The 22,371-nt window shown below is 35.2% G+C and carries 27 protein-coding genes, 1 pseudogene and 1 other annotated feature; of the genes and pseudogenes, 11 read left to right on the top strand and 17 right to left on the bottom strand.

Annotation, left to right across the window (positions count from 1 at the left end; genetic code table 11):
* Positions 1 to 78: 78 nt before the first annotated feature.
* Entirely contained in the window at positions 79 to 321 is a 243-nt protein-coding gene (locus BN358_RS18515) for a helix-turn-helix domain-containing protein (protein ID WP_019230012.1), read from the top strand.
* Between the two features lie 38 nt (positions 322 to 359).
* Here the strand turns inward: BN358_RS18515 and BN358_RS18520 are convergent, their stop codons facing one another.
* Both BN358_RS18520 and BN358_RS18525 read right to left on the bottom strand, forming a co-directional pair.
* On the bottom strand, positions 360 to 614 hold the full coding sequence (locus tag BN358_RS18520) for a YaaL family protein (protein WP_019230013.1): 255 nt from the start codon (positions 612 to 614) through the stop codon (positions 360 to 362).
* Between the two features lie 75 nt (positions 615 to 689).
* Entirely contained in the window at positions 690 to 1,328 is a 639-nt protein-coding gene (locus tag BN358_RS18525; RefSeq protein ID WP_019230014.1) for an HAD family hydrolase, read from the bottom strand.
* 270 nt (positions 1,329 to 1,598) lie between these two features.
* On the opposite strand from BN358_RS18525, the gene BN358_RS18530 reads away from it, so the two are divergent.
* Positions 1,599 to 1,958 (top strand): NifB/NifX family molybdenum-iron cluster-binding protein, encoded by a 360-nt coding sequence (locus BN358_RS18530; protein ID WP_019230015.1) that lies wholly within the window; start codon positions 1,599 to 1,601, stop codon positions 1,956 to 1,958.
* Between the two features lie 34 nt (positions 1,959 to 1,992).
* Here BN358_RS18530 and BN358_RS18535 read toward each other — a convergent pair whose 3' ends face one another.
* Both BN358_RS18535 and BN358_RS18540 read right to left on the bottom strand, forming a co-directional pair.
* Positions 1,993 to 2,277: a sodium ion-translocating decarboxylase subunit beta gene (locus BN358_RS18535; RefSeq protein ID WP_019230016.1), complete on the bottom strand. Its 285-nt coding sequence runs from the start codon at positions 2,275 to 2,277 to the stop codon at positions 1,993 to 1,995.
* 24 nt (positions 2,278 to 2,301) lie between these two features.
* Complete coding sequence (locus tag BN358_RS18540) at positions 2,302 to 2,580, bottom strand: hypothetical protein (protein WP_019230017.1); 279 nt, start codon at positions 2,578 to 2,580, stop codon at positions 2,302 to 2,304.
* A gap of 233 nt (positions 2,581 to 2,813) precedes the next feature.
* Here BN358_RS18540 and folE point away from each other — a divergent pair, with 233 nt between their 5' ends.
* From folE to BN358_RS18565, 5 genes and pseudogenes are all read left to right on the top strand, one after another.
* Positions 2,814 to 3,374: a GTP cyclohydrolase I FolE gene (gene folE / locus BN358_RS18545; RefSeq protein WP_019230018.1), complete on the top strand. Its 561-nt coding sequence runs from the start codon at positions 2,814 to 2,816 to the stop codon at positions 3,372 to 3,374.
* 51 nt (positions 3,375 to 3,425) lie between these two features.
* Positions 3,426 to 4,241: a dihydropteroate synthase gene (gene folP, locus BN358_RS18550; RefSeq protein WP_040583958.1), complete on the top strand. Its 816-nt coding sequence runs from the start codon at positions 3,426 to 3,428 to the stop codon at positions 4,239 to 4,241.
* A gap of 24 nt (positions 4,242 to 4,265) precedes the next feature.
* Positions 4,266 to 4,603: pseudogene (gene folB, locus BN358_RS18555) on the top strand (dihydroneopterin aldolase).
* Positions 4,600 to 5,073, top strand: coding sequence for a 2-amino-4-hydroxy-6-hydroxymethyldihydropteridine diphosphokinase (gene folK / locus BN358_RS18560; protein ID WP_019230021.1), 474 nt, complete (start codon positions 4,600 to 4,602; stop codon positions 5,071 to 5,073). Before folB ends, folK begins: the two are co-directional and overlap by 4 nt.
* The gene (locus BN358_RS18565) at positions 5,070 to 5,546 is read left to right on the top strand and encodes an HD domain-containing protein (RefSeq protein ID WP_019230022.1); all 477 of its coding nucleotides are present in this window, start codon (positions 5,070 to 5,072) and stop codon (positions 5,544 to 5,546) included. Before folK ends, BN358_RS18565 begins: the two co-directional genes overlap by 4 nt.
* Before the next feature lie 22 nt (positions 5,547 to 5,568).
* Here the strand turns inward: BN358_RS18565 and BN358_RS18570 are convergent, their stop codons facing one another.
* Positions 5,569 to 6,420 carry a polysaccharide deacetylase family protein gene (locus tag BN358_RS18570; RefSeq protein ID WP_019230023.1) on the bottom strand — a complete coding sequence of 284 codons (852 nt, stop codon included), beginning with the start codon at positions 6,418 to 6,420 and terminating at the stop codon, positions 5,569 to 5,571.
* Positions 6,421 to 6,684: 264 nt separating this feature from the next.
* Positions 6,685 to 6,940, top strand: a binding site (T-box leader).
* A 91-nt stretch (positions 6,941 to 7,031) separates the two neighbouring features.
* On the opposite strand from BN358_RS18570, the gene BN358_RS18575 reads away from it, so the two are divergent.
* Both BN358_RS18575 and BN358_RS18580 read left to right on the top strand, forming a co-directional pair.
* The gene (locus BN358_RS18575) at positions 7,032 to 8,225 is read left to right on the top strand and encodes a hypothetical protein (RefSeq protein ID WP_019230024.1); all 1,194 of its coding nucleotides are present in this window, start codon (positions 7,032 to 7,034) and stop codon (positions 8,223 to 8,225) included.
* Between the two features lie 93 nt (positions 8,226 to 8,318).
* Positions 8,319 to 9,386 carry an iron-containing alcohol dehydrogenase family protein gene (locus BN358_RS18580; RefSeq protein ID WP_019230025.1) on the top strand — a complete coding sequence of 356 codons (1,068 nt, stop codon included), beginning with the start codon at positions 8,319 to 8,321 and terminating at the stop codon, positions 9,384 to 9,386.
* A 154-nt stretch (positions 9,387 to 9,540) separates the two neighbouring features.
* On the opposite strand, the gene BN358_RS18585 is transcribed toward BN358_RS18580, so the two are convergent.
* The 7 genes from BN358_RS18585 to BN358_RS18615 all read right to left on the bottom strand — a co-directional run bounded on the left by BN358_RS18585 (position 9,541) and on the right by BN358_RS18615 (position 14,178).
* Positions 9,541 to 9,789, bottom strand: a complete 249-nt coding sequence (locus tag BN358_RS18585) for a hypothetical protein (protein WP_019230026.1) — start codon at positions 9,787 to 9,789, stop codon at positions 9,541 to 9,543.
* Positions 9,790 to 9,882: 93 nt separating this feature from the next.
* Positions 9,883 to 10,125, bottom strand: a complete 243-nt coding sequence (locus BN358_RS18590; protein WP_019230027.1) for a hypothetical protein — start codon at positions 10,123 to 10,125, stop codon at positions 9,883 to 9,885.
* A gap of 27 nt (positions 10,126 to 10,152) precedes the next feature.
* Positions 10,153 to 10,728, bottom strand: coding sequence for a hypothetical protein (locus BN358_RS18595; RefSeq protein WP_019230028.1), 576 nt, complete (start codon positions 10,726 to 10,728; stop codon positions 10,153 to 10,155).
* Positions 10,729 to 10,997: 269 nt separating this feature from the next.
* Positions 10,998 to 12,560, bottom strand: a complete 1,563-nt coding sequence (locus BN358_RS22590) for a DUF5050 domain-containing protein (protein WP_019230030.1) — start codon at positions 12,558 to 12,560, stop codon at positions 10,998 to 11,000.
* 133 nt (positions 12,561 to 12,693) lie between these two features.
* On the bottom strand, positions 12,694 to 13,167 hold the full coding sequence (locus tag BN358_RS18605) for a flavodoxin domain-containing protein (RefSeq protein WP_019230031.1): 474 nt from the start codon (positions 13,165 to 13,167) through the stop codon (positions 12,694 to 12,696).
* Between the two features lie 11 nt (positions 13,168 to 13,178).
* Positions 13,179 to 13,562, bottom strand: coding sequence for an FMN-binding protein (locus BN358_RS18610; protein ID WP_019230032.1), 384 nt, complete (start codon positions 13,560 to 13,562; stop codon positions 13,179 to 13,181).
* A 19-nt stretch (positions 13,563 to 13,581) separates the two neighbouring features.
* A complete protein-coding gene (locus tag BN358_RS18615) occupies positions 13,582 to 14,178 on the bottom strand; it encodes a TetR/AcrR family transcriptional regulator (protein WP_019230033.1) in 597 nt (198 codons plus the stop codon).
* A gap of 226 nt (positions 14,179 to 14,404) precedes the next feature.
* On the opposite strand from BN358_RS18615, the gene nudC reads away from it, so the two are divergent.
* Together nudC and BN358_RS18625 are read left to right on the top strand one after the other, a co-directional pair.
* Entirely contained in the window at positions 14,405 to 15,247 is an 843-nt protein-coding gene (gene nudC / locus BN358_RS18620; protein ID WP_019230034.1) for an NAD(+) diphosphatase, read from the top strand.
* 79 nt (positions 15,248 to 15,326) lie between these two features.
* Positions 15,327 to 15,779, top strand: a complete 453-nt coding sequence (locus BN358_RS18625; protein ID WP_019230035.1) for a DUF1064 domain-containing protein — start codon at positions 15,327 to 15,329, stop codon at positions 15,777 to 15,779.
* Between the two features lie 180 nt (positions 15,780 to 15,959).
* On the opposite strand, the gene BN358_RS18630 is transcribed toward BN358_RS18625, so the two are convergent.
* The 5 genes from BN358_RS18630 to BN358_RS18650 form a co-directional block, all read right to left on the bottom strand.
* Complete coding sequence (locus BN358_RS18630) at positions 15,960 to 17,963, bottom strand: methyl-accepting chemotaxis protein (RefSeq protein ID WP_019230036.1); 2,004 nt, start codon at positions 17,961 to 17,963, stop codon at positions 15,960 to 15,962.
* Positions 17,964 to 18,184: 221 nt separating this feature from the next.
* A complete protein-coding gene (locus BN358_RS18635; RefSeq protein WP_019230037.1) occupies positions 18,185 to 18,946 on the bottom strand; it encodes a peroxiredoxin in 762 nt (253 codons plus the stop codon).
* Between the two features lie 237 nt (positions 18,947 to 19,183).
* Positions 19,184 to 19,543 carry a NifB/NifX family molybdenum-iron cluster-binding protein gene (locus BN358_RS18640; RefSeq protein ID WP_019230038.1) on the bottom strand — a complete coding sequence of 120 codons (360 nt, stop codon included), beginning with the start codon at positions 19,541 to 19,543 and terminating at the stop codon, positions 19,184 to 19,186.
* Between the two features lie 169 nt (positions 19,544 to 19,712).
* Positions 19,713 to 21,263, bottom strand: a complete 1,551-nt coding sequence (locus BN358_RS18645; RefSeq protein WP_019230039.1) for a glutamate synthase-related protein — start codon at positions 21,261 to 21,263, stop codon at positions 19,713 to 19,715.
* A 208-nt stretch (positions 21,264 to 21,471) separates the two neighbouring features.
* Positions 21,472 to 22,368 (bottom strand): DUF3658 domain-containing protein, encoded by an 897-nt coding sequence (locus tag BN358_RS18650; protein ID WP_019230040.1) that lies wholly within the window; start codon positions 22,366 to 22,368, stop codon positions 21,472 to 21,474.
* Between the last annotated feature and the right edge of the window lie 3 nt (positions 22,369 to 22,371).

A 22,371-nucleotide genomic window follows, 5' to 3' on the forward strand; every position in this document is an offset into this window, starting at 1 on the left:
TACGTTATAGCGTATACGTCATGACGAAGTTGTGCTACAATACTTTTAAAGGTCGTTTATTGTAATGGGAGGTATATTATGTGTGTAAAAGAGGCAGTAATAAATAGAATTAATGATATTTGTTCCGACAGGGGGCTTGCTGTAAACAAACTTGCAAACTTATCCGGAATTACTCCTTCAACAGTCTATAGCGTTTTTGACTCGGACAGAAAAGACATCGGCATTGTATTGATAAAAAAAATATGTGACGGTTTAGAAATATCCTTGGAGGATTTTTTCTCGGCTGAAATATTTGAGTCTCTTGATCAGGAACTTATATAATGAACTTTAAAAGGGTGTAAACGTACAGTTTTCACCCTTTAATTTGTATTACCATTTTTAATTTGTCTGAGCAGATATATATATTTTTTTTCTGCCGCTTCTACTTTATAAATTGCATAGTCAACCAGATCAGGCTGTGACACATTTTCAAATATGTTTTTAGCGTCTTCCCACTCTCGTTTTGCATTTTCTATATTTATGTATATATCTTTTTTTTCTTCTGATTTTTGCGGATGTTTGAAAATTTCTAATATATTTTTAATTCTCAATTCTTTGTTTGAAATCATGCTCATGGAAAAAACCTCCTATATATATTATTATAGACAGGAGATTCCTTTTTATTCACGATATACCAAAATATATGGATACTATTTTATTATTTCTTTAACCCTTGCAGGGATTTGAAAAACACTGTCAGCATAAGGAACAACCTCGTTTATTTTACCAAAGCCATATCTAGCATGGATAAAAGGAATTCCGGCAAATCTGGCAGAGCTTAAATCACCTTCCGTGTCACCTATATACACAGCTCTGTCAAGATTATTTCTTTCCATAACTAATTTTATATTTTCACCCTTTGTCTTTCCTGTGCGGCCGGGATTTTCATAATCATCAAAATATTTATTCAGATTGTAGTACTTAAGAAAAGCCTCAATATATCCTTCCTGGCAGTTGCTTACAATGGAAAGACTGTACTCTGAAGACAGTAATTCAAGTGTTTCTTCAACCCCGGGAAACAAAATGCCCCCATTTTTTTCAATGTAGTCTTGTTCAAACATGATGCACCTGTCAATTATTTGTTTTCTTTCATCTAAAGAAAAATCTGCAAAAAACAATGCTGCTATTTCATCGATGGTCTTTCCCATGAATCCTTTCATTGCTTGTACAGTCATTTTATAATTTATATTGCCATATGTTGCAATGGCCTCATTCCATGAACTGGCTACACTTTCTGAAGAATCCCAAAGAGTTCCGTCCAAATCAAATATAATTCCTTCTTTTGTCATGTTTCCTCCGAATTTTTTGTCTGTATTTCTCTTGTATTAGTTTGTTTCTCTTCTAATTTTCAAATATAACAAACTTTTAAAATTTGCATAAATATTATACAGCAGTAAAGCAATTAATGCCATTATTTAACTCGATTTTCCTAATAACTTTTTTATCATAAAGTAATAGCAATTTTATTATTGACATATGACATTTATAGGAGTATTATCTAGTAAAGGATTTATCTATTCCTGAGAACATTTTTTAATAATATCTAGGAGGATTAATATATGAAAATAGCATTGCCATCAAGACAAAATCTCATTGATGACCACTTTGGACATTGTGAATATTTCACAGTCTATACTGTTAACGAAAACAAAGAAATTACAAAGGGAGAAACTATTGCTTCACCAGTGGGCTGCGGCTGCAAATCCAACATAGCGCAAACACTGGCAGAAATGGGCGTCAAAGTAATGCTTGCAGGCAATATGGGAGACGGAGCAGTCAGAGTCTTGGGTAATTCAGGCATAGAAGTTATACGCGGTTGTTCAGGCGATGTACAGACAGTTGCAAATAATTATCTTGCAGGTTCAGTTACTGACTCAGGAGATTCATGTCACGCTCATGAACATGAATGCCAACATTAAATACTTACAGCAGCTTCCCATGGAAGCTGTTTTTTTAGCTATGTTTTCTCTTTGTAATTACAAGGTAGGCAATTCCTATTACCGCAAATACAGCAAATACTGCTGTTATTCCGGGAGACACGGAACCTGAAAGATAAATTGTTGTAGGTCCGTCAGCTCCTCCTATAATACCTATAGCGCTTGCATCTCTTAAATCTTTGTTTAACTTGTATGACAGGTAAAGAGGAAGCAAGTACTCGTACAAAATGCCAAATGCTGCTGCAGCTGTGCAAAAGACAGTTAGTATTATAACTATTTTTCTAATCAGTTTATTGTTCATTTTTTCTCCTTATACAATCATTTTTCACTGTAGACCGTTATATTTCAAAATTGTAATTATATTGTTTATTTCAAGCTTATTTGCAAGAAGCTGCTTGAATTTGACTGTGCTTGTTTTTCCTTCTGCCCGGAGTTTTTCCATTTCTCTTTCAATTTCTGAATATTTCTGAATTAATCCTTCATAGAAGTTTTCAAATTTTGCAAGCTTATCTATTACTTTTCCTATATATATTTTTCCGTCACTTTTTAAATCGTCACATAAAGCATAATAAACATCATTTGTCTTCTTAGTCAATCTTTCCATGAATACTCCTTATTATAAGTTGTCTTAAGGCTTAGTTATATAATCTTATTACTATTATATAACCCACAAGAACTATTTTCCATAAATATTATGGACATGTCAATTTTTTTACCACAAACATAAACATTGAACAAGATTAATTTTATGATATAATTATACAATACAATCAATTCGGCATACTAAATCAAGCATTATATATACAAAACAAATCATTACATATAAGGAGAAATATCATGGATAAGGAAAGAATCGAAAAAGCTGTCAGGGAAATTCTTTTTGCAGTTGGTGAAGATCCTGACAGAGAAGGACTTAAAGATACACCTAGAAGAATGGCAAAAATGTATGAAGAAATATTCGCAGGTCTTCATGAAAACCCTGCAAAGCACCTGGAGATTTATTTTCAGGAAGAAAAGTATGAAGAGCTTGTGCTGGTAAAGGACATACCATTTTATTCAGTCTGCGAACATCACCTGGTTCCGTTCTTTGGAAAAGCTCATGTTGCTTATCTGCCTAAAAACGGCAGGCTTACAGGATTAAGCAAACTTGCAAGGGTTGTGGAAACTGTGGCTAAAAGACCTCAGCTTCAGGAAAGAATCACTTCAACAGTTGCGGATACAATCATGGAAAAACTTGATCCTTATGGAGTCATAGTTGTAATCGAAGCTGAGCACATGTGTATGACAATGAGAGGCGTTAAAAAACCCGGTTCTAAAACAATGACATCAGCAGTAAGAGGTCTGTTCAGAACGGATCCAAAGTCAAGAGCTGAAGTTATGTCGATGATAAACAAATAAGAGGTAGAGATGGATAAAAAGGATATAAAAATTGTTCCACAAAAAAGAACAATGAAATTTTTAGGCCGTGAACTAGAGTTTGGGGAAAGAACATTGATAATGGGAATACTGAATGTAACACCCGACTCATTTTCAGACGGAGGCGATTATTCATCTGTTGACATAGCAGTTGAACATGCCAAGGAAATGTTAAGAGATGGAGCAGACATAATTGACATTGGAGGAGAGTCCTCAAGACCCGGGCACACAAGAATCAGCGCCGAAGAAGAATTGAGAAGAGTAATTCCTGTAATCAAAAGACTCAGAGAAGAAACTAATGCCATAATGTCATTAGACACCATCAGAGCAGAAGTTGCCGAAGAAGCAATTAAGAACGGTGTTCACATAATCAATGACATATGGGGTTTTCAGGAGGACAAAAAACTTGCAGATGTTGCTGCAAAGTACCAGACTCCGGTAATTTTAATGCACAACCATGTTGGAAATGAATATGACTGTGACGTTGTGGAAGCAATCAAAAAATTTCTTATGGAATCTGTAAAAATTGCTAAATCAGCCGGTGTAAAGGATGATATGATAATTCTTGACCCGGGACTGGGAGGATTCGGTAAGACAGTTGAGCACAACTTTGAAATCATGTGCCGTCTAAGTGAAATAAAGGACCTTGGATACCCTGTGCTCATAGGCACATCAAGAAAAAGCATCATTGCCAAAGTACTTGATGTTCCTCCAAAAGACAGAGATATTGGAACAGCTGCAACAACAGCATTAGGAATAGTCCAGGGTATGGACATTGTGAGAGTGCACAACGTATTGGCCAATGTGCATGCTGCTAAAGTTACTGATGCAATAATCAGGAGAAAATAAATGGATAAAATAATTATGGAAAATATGGGTTTCTACGGCTATCACGGCGTATTGGAACAGGAGAAAACCATAGGACAGAAGTTTTTTGTGGACGCATACCTCATCTTGCCCCTAAAAAAAGCAGGTGAAACAGATGATTTGAATTTTTCCGTCAGCTATGCGGATGTTTACTTAACCATAAAAAAATAGTTACAGAAGAAAAGTTCAACCTGCTTGAAGCACTGGCAGAAAAAATATGCAGCGAAGTTTTAAGTTCATTTCAGGATGTTCAAAAAATAACTGTAAGGATTAAAAAGCCTGAAGCGCCTGTTGCCGGAATTTTCGATTACTTTGGAGTTGAAATGGAGAGGGAACGATCATGAGCAAAATATATTTAAGCCTTGGAACAAACCTTGGAAATACAAAAGAAAACCTTACACATGCAGTACAGCTGCTTTCAGAAAAAATAAACATCTTAAAAACTTCTTCATTTTATGAAACAGAACCTGTGGGATACAAGGATCAGCCGTGGTTTATGAACATTGTTGTGGAAGGAACAACTCACTTGTCTCCGGAAGACCTGCTAGTTTTCACCCAAAGCATCGAACAAGCGATGAAAAGAGTAAAGACAATTGTAAATGGTCCAAGGATAATAGATGTAGACATACTCTTGTATGAAGATGTAAAATTAAATACAGAAACTCTTATTATTCCACACCCGAGGATGACTGAAAGGGCTTTTGTAATGTATCCTCTTTTTGAAATATCACCGGACTTGTTGATTGAAGGCAAAAGCCTAAAAAATATAATGGAAAATTTTAAAGGTGAAGAAATTAAAAGGCTTGATGTATGAAAAGGATAAATCAAATACTTACAAATGAAGATTATATTAAATATCTGAGAAAAAACAAAGATGCAGAAGGTGACAGAATTTACTGCCATCACGACATAACTCATTTTCTTGATGTTTCAAGAATTGCATACATAATCTCGCTGGAAGAAAAATTAAATGTCAACAAGGAAATTTTGTATGCCATGGGCCTTCTGCACGATATTGGAAGGTGGATGGAATACGAAAGCGGCATAGACCATGCGCTGGCAAGCAAAAATCTTGCAGAAGGGATACTACTGGACTGTGATTTTAGCGAAACAGAAATTCAAGAGATTTTAACAGCAATAGAATCACACCGAAACATTAAAAGCACATCTGTTCTTGGGGATTTGCTTTACCGTGCCGACAAACTATCAAGAAACTGCCTTCATTGCAGCGCTATAGGTACCTGCAAGAAGTTTCAAAACAAAGAAGTGCCCGTCATTCTATATTGATAGAACAACGGGCATTTCCGTTTTATTCTACTTCTTCAAGCATTTTGAAAAATTCATCGTGGTTTATTCCAGAAGGTCGATTAATTCTTTTTAGCTCATACAAATCATCCTCGTCGCCTGTTAGGATATTCACTCCGGATGTGCTTGACAGCGAAGCTAAAAATCCCATTTCCCTGAGTATTTTCTTGCACTCCTTACACATGGCTCCAAAGGGATACGTGAATGCACTTGGAGTATAACCTGTCTTGCCGCTGATTAGAAGCTGCAGGTATCCCACATCATTTACAATCACCTTCTTGTAATCGTCATAGGATTCTCCGTCCAATATGGTACATCCCACACGATTATTCAATTTATGCATTGCATATGAATGATTTTGAATTTCCACATATGGAGAAGCTGAAAGTTCTTCAACCTGAGACCAGTTCAAATAAGGATTAAGATTTTTGTCTTCAGAACTTTTGTCAACATATTCTCCAATTATGGACATGACTGCCTTGCTTTCATATTTTTTTAAAAGTGGCAGCACATAAGTGTAATAGCTTCTGAAACCATCATCAAATGTAAGCATTATTGGTTTTTCCGGAAGACTTACACCATTGTACACATAGGCAACCAAATCTTCCACTGTAACTGTTGTATATCCATGTTCCTTCATGTAAATGAGATCAGCCTCCAGCTCACTTGGCAAAACAGTGTATTTTCCCAGACTGTTCCTGTTTTTTAAAACCTTGTGATACATTAAAACAGGCAATCTTACTGACGGTCTTGCTGCTGCAGGAACAGCATCACTTATATCTTCAACGTTAAAACTCATAATAACAACAAGAAGCATTGTCAACAATGCAGCAACAATTCTTTTTATATTTTTCATAAACACCTCTGTAATAATTATTTATAATACATTTTATGTACAAACTCTGGTTATAATTACTGCTGAAATAATTGTTCTGATTAAATTGAGAGCGACTATGACGAAAAACCACAACTCATTATAAATTTATGGCACGTAGACGAATTATAATTACAATCAATGCATGATTATTTTTAAATTAATTTGAAAAAATTTCAAAAAAGTGATTGACAAATAAAAACGCCAGTGATATACTCACGGACAATACACAATTTAATGAGCAACATAAACGCAGTGATAAGGAGTATTAAGCATCATCAGTGATTTCAGAGAGTTGTTGGTTGGTGAAAAACAACATCAGACGATATGCCGAACTAGCCTTGGAGCGGATTTGCCGAAAATAAATATACAAGTAGGCATGTACGGGCAGCCAGTCGTTAAAATGGCAGGATATCGATTAGAAATAATCCGTATCTAGAGGGCATTTCGTATGAAATGAATAAGAGTGGTACCGCGAAAGATTTTATCTTCCGTCTCTTAGGGATAATTCCCTGAGAGAGGAAGATTTTTTTATACCTTTTTCAGGCGTATCCGCCTTGTGTATAAAAAATAAAACTGGAGAGGTATACAAAATGGAAAAACAATCATCAGCAAAAAACATCAAATTCACAGGAGCTTTTGCAGTAGCATGCGTGTTGTTCGGATCTCATGCAGGCGGTGGCTTTGCCACAGGCAATCAAGCAACTCAGTACTATGTTCAGTATGGATGGGCGGCACCTTTTATGGCAGTATTGGCCATGGCATTATTAACATTGACTATCAGGGAATGTATGATTATGTACAATTCCAGAGGTTTAGGAAGTTATAAAGAGCTTTTCCAAACTCTTTATCATCCTTTTGACAAGCTGTCGATATTATTTGATATTTATTTTTACACTATGGTTTTATGCGCTGTAGGAGCAGTGGTAGCAGGAGCTGCTTCACTGATAAATAAGACATACAACATTCCCTACGCATATGCAGTACTTTCAATCGGAGCAATATTGCTGACACTTACAATTTTTGGAGCAACTATGGTTTCCAAAGCCTCAACAATAATGTCAATAGGAATATTGACATCATGCGCTGTAATATTCATGATGGGAATCAATGCTAAAATGCCCGAAATAAGCACAATATTTTCAGCTCGTGAAAGCACCAGCAGCATATTCAAGGGAATTTTAAAAGCATTTACTTATGCAGGTTTTCAATCTGTGGTTATTCCGACCATGATATCATGCGGCAAGTCATTGAAAAGCAAGGAGGAAGTATCCCGCTCAATGATGATTGCTTTCATCATAAACTCAATTGCTCTTGTTTTGTCTGTTATCATGCTGTTAGGATGGTATGCAGAATTTAAAGCAGCAAGCGAATCAACTCTGCCTTCATTGTATATAACAAAACAATTGGGAAAACCATATGTTTACTGGGCATACAACATCTCATTGTTCCTTTGCTTTATTTCCACAGGAGTAACAACTATTTATGGTTTTGTTGAAAAATTTGAAAAAGCTAAAGCATTGTCTGGAATAAAAAAAGTAATAGTTCGAAGAGTCATGGTATCAGCATTTATAATGTCTTTATCAATGGGAATTTCTATGGTTGGTTTGGATAAAATCATAAAATACGGCTACGGATACATGGGATACCTTGGAATTGCAATAATAATAGTACCATTCCTTACAGTGGGAGCATATAAAAACCGAAAATACCTGAGAGAAAACAACAAATCAAGAGAAGAAAACTCTGACATAAACATTACATTTACTGAAAAAACAGAATTTTAACAGCCTGGCAAATATTCATTTGGCAGAAAACTAACTAAATTTGGTAGCCGCAGCCAGGAAGCGGCAACTGCAACATGCAGTAACGGAGAAATCATGAAAACAAAATTATTTCCAAGCTACACCATAGGACCTGATGCGTACAACGAAATAGCAGAGATTTGTATGCCATTTGGAAAAAAGATTGCTGTAATAGGAGGCGAGCGCGCCATTAATGCAGCTAAAAATAAAATAAAAAGTGCTGTTGCTGATAGTCAGTTAATCATCACAGGATTTTTTCCTTATGGAGGCGAGGCATCAGTAGAAAATATTGAAAGGCTCAAGTCAATTCCCGAAATTGAAGAATCAGACATAATTTTTGCAGTGGGCGGAGGGAAGGCCATTGACACTGCAAAGGTTCTGGCTCAAAGAACAAGCAAATCTTTTTTCGCTTTCCCTACAATTGCCTCTACATGTGCAGCCTGCACCAGCCTAGGTATATTGTACCATCCAGATGGATCATTGAGAGAATATTCATTTTCATCAATACCTTCAAAGCACATTTTTATAGACAGCGAAATCATTGCAAATGCACCTGATAAGTATCTTTGGGCAGGAATCGGAGATTCCATGGCAAAATATTTCGAAAGTTCAGTATCAAGCAGAGGGGATGAACTTACTCATTCTCAAGAAATGGGTGTTACTATTGCTTCAATGTGCAACGGTCCGTTCCTGAAATATGGAGTCAAGGCCCTGGAAGACTGCAAGAAAAATATAGTATCAAGCGAACTTGAGGAAATACTTTTGGGTGTCATTGTATCAACCGGATTTGCATCGAATCTGTTGAACATTGATTTGACAACAGGGCTTGCACATGCTGTTTATAACGGATTTACCGTTATACCGCAAATAGAAGAGCATCATCACCTCCACGGAGAAATTGTATCATATGGAATTCTTGTTCTTCTTGCTGTAGACAAGCAAGAAAATGAACTGAGACGCATCCATAAATTCAACAGCGTCCTGGGACTTCCAACTAAGCTGTCTCACCTGCACTGCTCTATGGATGATGTGGATAAAGTGATTGAAAAGGCGCTCAAGGGAATAGATGTAAAACATTATCCATATGTGGTCACGCCTGATATGATAAAAAGCGCAATAGAATATCTGGAATCATACATTTAAAAAACTAAAAAAATAAGATGTATCATTTGATACACCAGATTGATGGCAAGTAACTTATGACGTTGTCATTCTGAGGGCTTAGCCCGAAGAATCTCATTTTTTAAATAAAGATGAGATCCTTCACTATCGTTCAGGATGACAACGTCGGGGGTTGTTAAAACTCAATAAATTTAGATGATATACCTTCTAACTTTTCAACATCATTGCTCAAGTGATTAATTTCGTCTTCTTCACCTGTAAGTTGAAGTATGATGATACCCTGAGTACTGCAATTGTCATTTTCTCCGGTTTCATGGAACCCAACCCTGGTTGTAATGATACAGCCGTATTTAGTAAGTATCTCCTGAAGGTGAGGAGCTTTTGAATTTCTTCCGTCCACCTTTATTGCCATCAATTTGTTCATATGATCCCTCCAACTGTTTAATAATTTAAGTATTTGCTAATTTTTCTTATTTATTCAAACAGCTGTCTGTTGAAATTCAATGGATTTTTGAATTTATAAATTTATATCTGATATTTTTACACCGTCAATTTCAATTACCTTCAAGGATTCCGAATTTAACCACAAAATGTTTCCGCTGTTGTCACAAACTGCTGCCATGGGAAGTGTTCCTTCCTCTTCATTTGGGAACAGATTTCCTCCCAAAAAACTCGGTGTTATGGCTTTGTATGCTCCATATCCTGTTCCCAGCAAAATATAGTTTTTTTCTGTGTTTTTAACTCTCACTATTACCGACATATTTCTCCCTCCAAAATCTTTTGTAATTTAAATTGTCCATTGATTGTGAATAATACCTGTCAGTTTCCAAGTGCCTTCATATTCTTCAAACACCAGTCGAAGACTTTTCCAGTCTGCACCTCCAAAATCAGGATTAAATCCTGGAAAGTAATATTCTGCAATTATGGCGTTTTTGTACACTTCAAATTGGTTTTCAGCCATGTTGCCGCTGCTTAAAACTTCATTGTATCCAATAGCTTCTGCATTTTTAAAATCTTCTGAATAAATAAACTCAGCATAATATTCACCGGGAGTAAGCGAAATTTCATCACCCCTACCGTCATAATTTCCCCAGATATATGTTGTTTTGTCATTGAAAAAATTCTTCACTTCTTCCTGGCTTAAAACAACATCCTTATCAACAGAAACATTTGTGTATGGAGTAAATCTCACTCCCTTTTCCGGATGGACAAATTCAGAAACTTTTTCAAAATCCTTATCACTTATTGCATTTATCAATTCCGCTGCAGTTTCTTCAATTATCTTCTTTGCATATTCCGCCTTTATTATGCCTTTTTCATCCAGTTCATACTCTGCTTCATTATTTTCAGGTTTTTTCTTCATCTTCTTTAATTTCTTTTTTCTGATCATTAATTTTTACATAACTGCATGCTGAGCTTCCTGCAGCAAGCAGTACAGCCATAAATATAATTAATATTTTCTTCATGTCATCACCTCATCAACATATTGTATATGTTTATTTCCATTCCTTATATTATACATCGTATATTTGACGATTTGAAATCAAAATATGTTCCATTGCTAAACAAGGCCAATTCAAATAAAACAAAATCTTTATTCAGCTTAAACTGAATAAAGATTTTATATATACATTACTCACAGTCATAAAATACTTGATTATCGTTTACTATAACTTTTTTTACAGCAATTGATGATTTAAAAACCTCTTTTCCTTCACTGTTTAATATCATTACTTTAAATTTGGAACTGCTGCTTTTTTCAAATGTACTTGCAACATATCCATCTTGTAAGTTCAGTGATTTGACAATTCCTCCAGGATTCAGTGAACTTGACTGCCCAAGTTTAAAAAGTTCATGACCCTTATCATCTGCAGAAACATAGTACACAACATGATTCAAAACAGTAAAGTCACTAACAGTAAAATCTGTCAGCTTTTCAGGCATATTGCCGTCTAATGGCATCTTATACAAGTATCCTTCAATATCCATAAAATAAATGGTATCATCACATATTATAAACTTTACAGCAGACTCCTCACATAATCTTGTAGTTTCACCGGTTTTAATATTTACCTTGTGAATTCCTGTGGTTCCAGATTCTGAACGGGGCTTGTAGTATGCAAGGACGTATATATCATCACCTATCAGATAAAGGTCTTTGCTTGGACTTCCTCCCTCGCTGTTTTCTGTCCTGCTCCAGGTCCAGCCATAAATATAATTACTATCGCCAATTGGTTTATATTCAGCCTCACCAACTTTCATTATTGAAAGGTTATTTTGTGACGGAGGCACGAATTGACACACATTTATTATATAATTGCCAAAGTCCCTTCTATTAGAATAGCCCTCAGAAAATGTTTCATTTGTACCGTCTTCATTGAGAATAATTTTAAAGTCAGTACCCATGGAAGCTCCTCCCTGATGGTATGACAAAATTGCTTTGTCATCAACAGTTTCCAATGATGCGTAAACATAACTGTTACCATATGTCCAAAGTGGAAGTTCATAAACATTTTTTCTTATAGAAGGATTATTGATTGGAGACTGATAAATAATTCCCTTTTCTCCTTCGTAATAATAATACTTGCCTGCAACAATAAAATCCCCTATAAAGCTTCCGCCGTCCCTTACTGCCAAAGGAAGTTCAACCTCTGCTGCCTTTAGACCACTATACTTCGGATTTGTCATTATTAATCCATCTTTATTGGAGAAAGAGTATTTCCACCCAAATTCATCAACTGCAAATTTCCATGTCATAGGAAAATATGTAACATCTCTGAACTTAAGAAGAGGATATTCTTCATTTGAATTTTTAATTGCAGTTCCGTTAACTTTTATACTAAAAGCAGGTATTGAAGCAGCATATTTAGTAAGGTTTTTCCTGGCAATGGTATATGGTTCGTAAGTGACTGAAGTTTCTGAAGATTTAGTTACTTCAAGACCTGTTACATCATTCCACTTTGTTTCAATTCCTAAAAACCTGCTGTCAAAGTACGTCATAGGAAAATATGTAATATCCTTATAAACTATCAAGGGATACTGCCTGTATTCATTGTTAATCTTAATACCGTTCAAAACCACATCAAAAGCGGGCAATGCAACCAGCACTTCTGTTGCATAGACACTTGGCTTATTTAATACGGTAAACAAAATCATAAAACACAAAAAAAACATAATCTTAGATTTTTTCTTCATCTTTCCCTCCACCTTATGATAATAATATATTAGACGATTTGAAATTGCATATGTTCCATTTGTACAGTGGTATTAAGAAAAATGAACATACGTGCTATAAGTGTGAAAACTTCCAACTGTCTATAAGTACTATTTAATTTAAATCCATTGCCAGTTTCTTAATATTATCATGATGTATGTCTGACCTGTCTGATGAAATTTTAGAAACTTTTTTGACTATTGCTTTTTCCATGAAGTTCATCTTTTTGAAATTAAATTCTCCTCCAAAGTTTCTTACTGATTTTGCTTTGCTTATAAGTTCAGCCGGAAAATTATCAGCTATTTCTTTTTCCATCATGTCGCCTTCCTGCATGCCACAAATAAACAGTCCAACTTCCTTTTTCAACAATACATCCAGATTAGCAGAAATGAACTCTGAAACTTCTTTTTGTATTCTTCCAATATAAGCAGAACCGCCGATTATTACTCTGTCATAGCCGGAAAGATTCACAGTTCCTTTTTCTTTTAAATTAACAAGTTCCACATTACCATTTAATTCCTTGGACAATTCTATCGCACATTTTTGTGCACAGCCATACTTTGTTCCATAAGCTATTAATGTATTCATACTCCCTCCAATTAATTATTCAACGCATTTTCAATAGATTTAAGATATGCTTTGCTTGTAACCGTCCCACCTGATACAACATCAACGTCGTTATTTTGTTCTTCAATAACATTCTGAAATAGTATTGTGCTTAATTCAGGACTTACAATCTTTACGTCTTTTACAATTTCTATATTCGTAATTCTATTGTTTGCAACAGTTACATTCAGTTCATTGGTCCACCTTCCAAAATCATTCCTTCCGTTATATACTCCATCCTTGATTTCTGATAAATTTACCGGATTAATGACTACATTTACTCCTTCTTCAAGACCACGGCTCAGATAAAACACGCCTGAAGCAGCAACAATCACTAACAAAAGTAATATCAGTCCTATAAATTTTAATACTTTCATTTCTTTCTCCCTTTAATTTTTATATTTTACACACAACTTCTTCTATAAATGTTTCAATTAATCTTTGTCTTTGTTCTTCGTCCAGTTCTTTTTCAATTACTAATTTTACAATCAACCCAAATGTTGAAACTACAATCATTTGTGATTTCAATTCAATCTGTTCATCATTCAGATTTGTGTAAATTTCTTTTAAACATTTGCAAAGTGCTGTTAATGCAGGCTTTTCTTTAGATGCTCCCCTATAAAGAGATGATGTGTGTTTGAGTGCATAAGGAGATTGATTTAACTGTGCTGCAAGAAATTCATCAGGCATGCTCAGCGCCTCTTCTATGTAATCCCTCGATATTCTTTTTAACTTGTCTGATGGTTTTAAATCTTCGTCAGCGGATTTAGTAATTGCACTGATGATTCTCATGTAGCCGTTTTTCATGACCTGATTCATTATTTCATCTTTGTCTTTAAAGTAATGGTATATGATTGCAGGTGAATATTCAATTTTATTGGCTATCTTTCGAATTGAAAGATTGTCAAATCCTTCTTTTGCAATAATTTCCTTGGCAGCAGAGATTATAAGTTCTCTCATTGCTTCTATTTCTCTTTCTCTTCTGTTATACATTTTAACCCCTGTTGAACATCGTTTATATTTTGAACACTGTTTAATATTAAAATATCACTTTGTCAATTAATTGTCAATATTTAAATTTACTTTTTTAAAATTTAATTACCATGCAATTAAAGCTGAATTTTGCATCTTACTTATAGAGTATTTCATCAAATTCATTTTCAAGCATTTTATGTTGTGATATAATAAAAATTAATTAAACTAGTTGGGAGAGATAAAGATGATCCAAGACATAGAGCCTAGAATATTCAATAATAAATTTAATAATAAAAAAGCAGAACCACATGATTTATTTCTTTCATATGAAGGAGATACAGTCCTGGTCAAAGAAGGCAAGGACAAACTATGGTATCCTTCATTTTCTGATTTTGAAAAAGATTATCCTCACTTAATAGATGATGCTCAATTTCTTTTCACCATTGATGAAATCAATTACTATCTTGTGGATGAAAAAGGACTTGATTCTGCAGAAGGATGGACATATGCAACCACAAACAGATTCAGGACTGAGCTGAAATATTGGAGATCTTTTGCAGGTGCAGTTGGTTGGCAGTTAAACCGCTGGTATTCTAATCACCAATTCTGCAATAAGTGCGGAAAAACAATGAAACGTTCTGAAAAAGAAAGGATGCTGTACTGTGAATCCTGTGGTTTCCAGACATACCCTACCATATCTCCATGCGTTATAGTTGCAGTACACGACGGCAACAGACTGCTTCTTACAAAATATGCAGGACGAGCATATACCAGATACGCTCTTGTGGCAGGTTTTGCAGAAATAGGAGAAAGTCTGGAGCAGACTGTTCACAGGGAAGTAAAAGAAGAAGTGGGCCTTAAGGTAAAAAATCTGAAATTTTATAAGAGCCAGCCATGGCCTTTTACTGACACCCTCCTTGCGGGTTTTTATGCCGAACTTGACGGCGATGATAAAATAACACTTGAAGAAGATGAACTTTCTCTTGGAGTATGGGTTAAAAAAGAAGATATACCTCCTGCAGAACTGAACATAAGCCTCACAAGTGAAATGATGGAAGCATTTAGAACCGGAGCTGTTGAATTATAAGTGTCTGAAATCTTGCCAAACATTTGTTTCGATGTTATAATATATGTGATAGACATCAGAAGGAGAAGTTGTTAGCCATATGGGATGGAATGAAAAAGAATTTTACGATTTAATGCAGAGCAGAAACACCAAGTGCTCAAAACAGGAAAACTGGGACAAGGATAAATACAATGAATATGCAATGAAATCGAAAAAAACAACCCATTCAAAATACAGAAACAACAAGGTTGTAATCGATGACATAACATTTGACAGCATGAAGGAAGCTAACTTTTATCTTGAATTAAAAATGAGAGTAAAAGCAAAAGACATCAAGGGTTTTGAACTCCAGCCCAAGTTTCTTCTTCAGGACTCTTTTATCAAAAATGGAGAAAAAATCAGAAAAATTACTTACATAGCAGATTTTTTGATATACCATATGAACGGCGAAAAAACAGTTGTTGACGTAAAAGGATATGAGACACAGGCCTTTAAGCTTAAGAAAAAATTGTTTGAAGCCAAGTATTCAGATATGAAACTTATAATCATCTAAATAAAGTTCATATACGTAAAACAAGGGGCTGTTGTATTAGTTATTATTATCGTGTCATTCTGAGGGCTTTAGCCCGAAGAATCTCAGAATTTCAAAAGATGAGATCCTTCGCTATCGCTCAGGATGACAAAAATATACTTAATGCAACAGCCCCTTTAGTTTATTTGCTTTATTTAGTCATCATATTTTAAACTTAGTAATAATATCCTGCAAATTCTGTGCTATGGATGATAAACCTTCACTTGAACCTGCAATTTCTGAAGCTGAAGCTGCCTGTTCTTCTATAGATGCAGTTGCTTCCTGAGTGGCTGCAGAATTTTCCTCAGCAATTGCTGAAAGATTTTCCATGGTAATCAATATTTGATTTTTCATACCTTCCATTTCTGCTCCGGCTTCGTTCAGCTGTTTTACAGTATCAACAGTTTCCTTCATTGTCTCAGAAATCACCTGGTATTTATCTCTGCTGTCAATTACGCTGTTTGTCTGTTCTGCTGATATTGCAGTTACTTTCTCCATTGTTCTTACAGCATTTTCAGTGTTTGACTGCAATTCGCTTACAATTTCATCAATTTCCTTTGTGGATGAAGCTGATTGCTGCGCAAGATTCTTTATTTCTTCAGCAACAACAGCAAATCCTCTGCCTGCGTTGCCTGCTCTTGCTGCTTCTATTGCAGCATTCAGTGCCAACAGGTTCGTTTGCTGTGCAATTGTGGCAATAACACTGCTTGCTTGTCCTATTTTTACAGAACTGTCATTTGTCTTCATTATTACTTCCTTGATATCATTTGTTGCCACATTACTTTCCTCTGTGATCTTATATAAGTTGTCGATAACCTTAAGCCCATCCTCAACAACTTCTGCCACCTTATTTGATCCGGCATTCATATTCTTCATATGAAGTTGATTATTTTCAATTATTTCACCTAGTGCAAAAGCCTTTGATGAACCTTCTTCTGTACTTTGTGCCTGGTCAGCGGCACCCTTTGCTATTTCCTCAACAGTTTGTGATATTTGTTCAGCAGCTACTGCGGATTGTTGTGAAGCAGCAGTTAATTCTTCTGATGAAGCAAGCAATTGTTCCGATGTGTTGGCAACTTCCTTAATGATACTTCTTAGATTATCAATTATACTTTGCATTGCTCCAGCAAGATCACCTATTTCATTTTTTTTCTTTAAATATTTTTTAGATACATCTTCTGTAATATCCAAATCTGCTATTCTTTTCGAATATCCGATAACCTTTACTATAGGATTTGCAATGGTACTACCAATAATAACAGCAAAAAAAATACTTGCTGCTAAAGTAATTATTAATATTCTTACAATGGAATTAACCAATTCTGGAATCGCTGAAAGCACTTCCCCTTTGTCTGCAGTTATAACAAATATCCAGTTTGTTCCCTGTATAGGAGAGTAACCGGCATATAATTCTTTTTCATTGAATATATAACTGCTGACTCCTGTTCTTTCTTTAATGGCTTTTTCAAAGATTTCTGACAATGACTTTAAGCTTTCATCGGTTTTTGCTTCTTCTATAGGATTAAACTGATTCATTACCTTGTCTCTGTCAGGATGTGCAACTACTGTTCCAATGTCATTTATTATGTATCCATAGCCACTTTCTCCAAACCCCACATTATCAGTAATTTCGCTGAGCGCATTTCCATCTCTTCTTCCAATCAATGCTCCAACAATTTTTCCATCTTTCATAATGGGTACAGCATACATCAATACCGCACTATTAGTAACACGGCTTATTATTACATCTGATACATTTTTTTCACCGTTTAATGCCTTTACTACATATTCCCTGTCACCTAACTGGCTGATTGTTCCATCTGAATAATAAGTATTTCCATCAGGCTTAACGACAGCAATGTCCATGAAACTTGTATTCTTCAACTGTTCTATCAATATAGACTGTTGTTTGTTCCAATCCATTGAATTTATGCCCTGCATAAATGAAATCATTTCTAATGAGCGCATCTGCAGCTCTATTCTGCTTTGTGTAAATTTTGTTGCTTCTGAAGTTAATGAAGTCAGTGACTTCTCGGCTTCACTTGTTACTACATCACTTGATTTTTGAACTGACGTATAACCCAAGACAATGGATGATACTAAAATTAAAGTTGAGAAGCATAAAACAAGTGTGCTTTTAATACCCCTTAATTTGATTTTTTTCAATTTAACTAATCCCTCCGATTTTTATTAATGCTAAAACTTGACAATTGATGCTAGCAATTCAATTAATCTGCCATTACTATATCGTCAACAAGCTCATTTAATTTAGTTATATTTATAATTTTATAACTATAGTAATATTTTATTATATAAGGTTGTCTCACAGGAGAGTAAAATGTGTTAGTATTTAAATAAGCCAATAACCTTATAAAAAGCTATTGGCTTTAAAACTTATTTCTCTTTAATTTTTGAACTGAACTATAATCAGAATTCATATTATTGTTTTGAGTTGTATCATTAATTGAGTTGTAGTCCTTATAACACAAGTACCAGCTGTTGCAATTGGCTGAAATTTCAGATTCTCCTTTTGTTCTTTGCATAGCCTCTTCCAGCGTGTGAGGCGGTGGAACTATGACGGGATCTCCCGGCATCCAGTTTGCAGGAGTATATAAATTATACTCTTCTGTTAATTGAAGCGAGTCTATCACACGCAATATCTCATATGTATTTCTTCCACAGGAAACAGGATAGGTTATTATTGCACGTATTTTTCCGTCAGGGTTTATTATAAAAGCATCCCTTACACTTTCTTCAAATACCCTGTCAGGGTTTACCATATTATAAAGATTTGCTATTTCTGCATTCCTATCGGACAATAAGGGGAATGGAATTGTCATGCCTGTTCTTACAGATATGTCCATTAGCCATTCAATGTCGGCCAAAGTACTGTCTATTGTTATTCCTAATAGTTGAACATTTCTTTTAACAAACTCCTGGTAGAGCTGTGTAAAGGAAATTAATTCAGTTTCAGATACAGGAGTGAAATCTCCCGGCTGACTGAAAAACAACACCCACTTTCCTCTGAACTGTGACATGGTAACAACTCCATGAGTAGAAGATGCAGCAAAATCCGGAGCCAGTCTGCCTATTGTAATACATCCTTGGTTAATGTCAGAATCATTATCTGTAACTCTATCAGCAATCATAAGTACTCCTACAAATATGTTTTATTATATTTATATGATTACAGGCTATTGTTATGAATCAAAAACATTATATTTTACGCACACTTAATAGCACAAATATATTCTTTCATAAACAACTAATACATTTAATTAGTCATCATGACATAATGAAATTAGCTAATTTATAGTTTATAAATTATTTCAGCATTTTTTGTTAATTAATAAATTATCTTTTTTACTCAATCACTCAGATTATTTCTATTGTCCATGAAATCCTTCATGAAACTCATCTAATAGATGTAGTTCTTCTGCGATAAACTTTTCAGTATTTTGTTTTACAGTTCCGTTAATCCCTTTGTAGATCAGCACTTCTGCGCTACGCAATGCCTTTTCAGCATTTTCACCGCAACGAAGTGTAATAAGAGCCTTTATTCCATTATCCGCAACTACCTGTGCCACTCTTACTCCGGCTCCTCCTTGTGCTACAACGGCGCTGTTATCCAAAAATTCGCTTTCTTTTGTAATTGTATTGTACAGAAGTATGTATGGTGCACGGCCAAAGGACTCATTTATGTTGGAGCCCATAGATTTCTCTTCTGCTGGAATTGCTATTTTCATAATTACACTCCTTTTAAATTTATTTTAATTGCTTGCCAACTATTAACGTTATAGTTTATGACATATGTTATTTATATTTTTATTATAACTTATTTACGTCATATGTCAATAATTAAATAAAAAAAGGTTCAAGAATTTCTTGAACCCACCTAATTATATATTTATTTGACTACAACTTTTCCAACTCTCTTATCAATATGTCATCATAAGTATCCAGACATGTTACTTGTGCTGCAAGTTCTGTCATTGGAATTATATCACATCTGTCTATGTTGCTTAATTTGAACTTTCGGTTTAAGGCCATGAGCTGTTTCATTCCTGCAGACAATCTGTTTATATAAGAATAAACACCAATTGCACCAGCTGAAATGTCTTCAGCATTTTCATAATACAACTTCAGTTCTCTTATATCTGCAAATATTTCTTCCTTTGTACTTCCAAAACGCTGTATCTCTTTTGGTACTGTGCCTGAATTAATCAATTCTTCTACTTTTTTACCGGACATTGCAGCTGCCATGGCTGCTCTTCCTACAGCAACAAAGTTTATGTATGGAGCTCCAAGGGCCAATCCTTTATAAATTTGATCTTCGGATGCAAATCCTCCTGCTATGGCAATTTGAGGGAGATTATAATTTCTAAACTTAAATTTTTTTAATATATCATAGAGCATGCTTTCCAGATAAACTGTTGGTATACCCCATTCATTCATCATCTTCACAGGACTGTTTCCGGTTCCTCCGCCTGCTCCGTCAAATGTTATTAAATCAACTCCTGCTGCTGAAGCAATTTTGATAATTCTCACCAGATCCTTTGGATCAAAAGGACCAGTTTTAAAGCATATATGTTCTGCTCCTAAGTTCCTTAATTCAGCAACACGTTTAATAAGTATTTCTTCATTCCACATAGGAAGCTTGCCTATTCTTTCAAAAACCTGCCCTTTTCCATTTTTATAATTTTCAGCAATTTCAGGGTCTGAAGGATCAGGATAGACCAAATATCCCATATTTTGAAATTTAATTGCATCGTCTATGCTTTTTACCCTTCCCATGCCTTGAATACCTTTAGCTGCCTGGCCGAACTTCATCTCCACAGATTTCACTCCAAGTTTAGTTATGGCATAATCCAATACTCCCAAGTTCTCATCGTCATAATTTGCCTGCAGAATTATATCACCATAACCTCTATAATACTGCCTGAAGGAATTAACCATTTCATTAATTAGCGGTGAGGAAACAACTTTTCCGTTTTCTATGAGGAGGTTTTTATCTTTTGCAACTACATCTTCTCCTATAACCACTAGGACACCGGCCATGGCTGCCCCTGCATAATAATCCTTCCAATTCAACTTTGCCATGGCTGGCAAAATTATTGGAGCCTTCATTTTTATTTTGTTTTCAACTCCAAAATCTATATCTATATCAGCTTTTGGATATGTAGCAGCATAGGCGTCTTCTTCGCATCCAACTGTACCAAAAACTCTTCCATTAACATTAAAATGAGAGAAATCCAATGGATATTCTTTTTCAGAAGCAAATTGGTTTACATCAGTTTCATATGGATAAATTGCTTCTGAACCTCTAAGTGCAGATAACCCTATTTCACATGTACCGGTACAACTTGATGTGCAAACTGAACACAAACCCGAAAATCTAGAAACGTTTTCCGGAGTCCTAACTTTTGTATGAGTTGTGGAACTTCCTAATAAAGGACTGTAAGACATAATTACCTCCATTAAAATAGACTTGCATCGTCGTCAAATTTTTACTATATTTAGTTATAGTCAATATTTATGACATATGTTGTTTAATGAAATTATATCTCTTTTCATGTCATATGTCAATAACTGAACGTATCAAATCTTCTTAATTAATTCATCATGTTACTTTTTTCTCTATTTTTTGCACATTAAGTATCTTACATATAATAACCTACATCTTTTTTAGTGTTTGGCTGTAAATTTCTTTATTTTTTTTCACTACAGCCAGTTTCCCTTGTTCTATCATCATATTGATTCTTTTGGCATACCACCAGTCACCGACTCCAAGAGGATATTTTCCTAGTATTTTTCCTATTAATCGAGCCATGATAAATTCACCGTCCGGGATTTCCTTTTGAATGATGTGGTCATAAAAATTTTCCGGCACACCTATGACCTTTCCGTTAACAACAGCGCGCAAAGTACTTTTTTCCTCCTTTAATTCAGTCCAATTTGATGCATAGGAACGTATTTCACAAGCAGACAATTCTTTTGCCAAAGGAAGAAATTCATAGAACTTTCCAGCTGCTACTTCTCCCCATGTGGTGTAAAATTGTATTTCATTGTCTGAAATCTGCACATGGTGGGGGAGCTTCACAGCAAAAACACTGCAGTCATATTCTTTTAATAAATTACACACAAAATAAAACCCACACACGGAATATGGGGCATCGCTGTACCATAAGCGGATGTCTTCTCCAAGAGCTGCATATCTCTTAAGTTTCTCTATTTCACTAAGGTATTTTGCCCACGCCTCTTCAAGACTTTTCATAACATCACTGTCATTAAATCCATTTATGGTATACATATCAATTATTAGATTTTTTCTGTATTCGCTGTCAACCGGAACGTCTATATGTCCCATATCAAGTAAGAACGGAATGCAAACCACCTGTGATGAATTGCCACCGACTGCTTGACCTTCAAACATCTTCTCAAGTTCTTCTCTATCAGGCTTCTTCCCAGTGCCCATATATGAAATCGCCATGTTGTCAATGTCAGGCTTTTGGTAATTCTTTGCTGCCTTCATGCCTCCGCCTTCGCTTTCTCCAAACATTACCTCTATCATATC

The organism is Sedimentibacter sp. B4, assembly GCF_000309315.1.
GTDB lineage: Bacteria > Bacillota > Clostridia > Tissierellales > Sedimentibacteraceae > Sedimentibacter > Sedimentibacter saalensis.